The 1498-nt window shown below is 73.1% G+C and carries 2 protein-coding genes; one reads left to right on the top strand and one right to left on the bottom strand.

All coding sequences use genetic code 11. The features are described from left to right. Positions 1–370: 370 nt before the first annotated feature. Complete coding sequence (locus tag GH736_RS22800) at positions 371–826, bottom strand: SRPBCC domain-containing protein (RefSeq protein ID WP_203230924.1); 456 nt, start codon at positions 824–826, stop codon at positions 371–373. Between the two features lie 105 nt (positions 827–931). On the opposite strand from GH736_RS22800, the gene GH736_RS22795 reads away from it, so the two are divergent. Next, on the top strand, positions 932–1498 hold a 567-nt coding region (locus GH736_RS22795), incomplete at its 3' end, for a DUF6597 domain-containing transcriptional factor (protein ID WP_328596953.1).

Raw genomic sequence — 1498 nt, 5'->3', positions numbered from 1 at the left:
GCCGCCTGCGCGAGGGCTGCCGCTTCCTCCGCCTTGCGGATGGCCTCCTGCGCCTGCACCTGCAGGGCCTCGGCCGCCTCGGCCGCTGCGGCGGCCGCCTCCTGTGCTTGCTTCACCGCGTCGTCGGCCATGGGCACGATCCTAGCCACGGGCCGCCCGCGGCATCCGTCGGTCGCGGAGCCGTCGTGATGGTCATCGGCCGGCCTCGAGATGACGCAAACCGTCGTTCCCGGCGCCGGGAAGGTCGATTTGCGTCATCTCGACGGGTTCGGGCGGCGGTCGACGGGTATGGGGCGGGGCGGTCGACGGGGCTGTCGACGGGGCCGACGGGGCGCGAAGGAGCGACAGTGCGGCGCAGCATCCGCTCGGCTCAGGAGGTCATCGGGATGGCCTCGCCCGTCTCGATCCACGACTTGAGGCTCGAGAGCACGCGCGGCCACGTCTCGGCCGTCTCGGCCTGCGCCGGATGCCCCTCGCTCCACTCGTCGTTCGTGAAGGTCAGCTTCGTGAGCCCGACGCCGGCCTGCTCGAACCGCCAGGTCATGCGGCTCGTGAGCTCGGCGTGGTTCTCGCGGTAGACCGGGCCGGGGTGCTCGGTGAGCTGGAGCACGACACCCGGGTCGGCCTGCAGCACGTCGCCGTAGACGTGCACCACCTCGGTGACGCCCTCGCCCGGGCCGACGTACTCGTAGGTGCCGCCGGGCTCGAGCTCGCCACGGAGCACCGAGCCGAACATCACCGCGCGGCTGCCCTCGTCGCCGACGATCGCCTCCCAGACGACGAGCGGGTCGGCCTTGATGTAGATGGTCATCTCGAAGTCATGCATGGTGTCCTCCCTGGTCGGACGGTTCCGATGGCTTCGACGCTACGCACGCGGCATCCGCAGGGCTTGTCGAAACGCGACATCGGTGGTGCCAGCGATACTGGGCCCATGACGACGGCCGAGGCGTACTGGCGATCGCGGGCGGGCGCCTCGGCGGTCAAGGGCGTGCTCGCCACCGCCTCCGACGCACCCGGCATCGCGCCGCTGCCCGAGCACGCCGACGCGCAGGTCGAACGCGAGGCTCCGGTGCGGCTCGCCAGGTACGTCGTCGACCCCTCGCTCGCCGACCTGGTGCGGCACGTCTGGGTGCCGCGGTGGCAGCTCCCGCCCGGCGCGGTCGTCGAGCAGGGGGTGCTCGACTACCCGTCGGCGAACCTCGTGATCGAGCCCGATGCCGCCGCCCTGTACGGCCCCGAGGCCGGCCGCTCGCATCGACGGCTCGAGGGCACCGGCTGGGCGTTCGGCGCGCTGCTGCAGCCCGGAGTCGCCCGGCTGCTGACGCACGGGTCGATGCGGGCGCTGGTCGGCGGCGCGGTGCCGCTCGACGAGCTGCGGGTCACGGATGCCGCAGGGCTGGCGCGCGAGATGCGCGTCGCCCTCGAGGCCGGCGACGACGGCGCGGGCGTCACGGCGTTCGAGGAGTGGCTCACGCGGCAGCGGTTGGTGCTCGGCGAG

The sequence above is a fragment of the Agromyces humi genome, from assembly GCF_009720255.1.
GTDB classification, from domain to species: domain Bacteria; phylum Actinomycetota; class Actinomycetes; order Actinomycetales; family Microbacteriaceae; genus Agromyces; species Agromyces humi.
The sequence above is the reverse complement of the archived record's forward strand: the minus strand, read 5'-3'. Positions and strand labels throughout refer to the sequence as shown.

Coding starts and splice junctions, on each gene's coding strand:
- GH736_RS22800 (WP_203230924.1), bottom strand. CDS start 826: ATGCATGACTTCGAGATGACCATCTACATCAAGGCCGACCCGCTCGTC.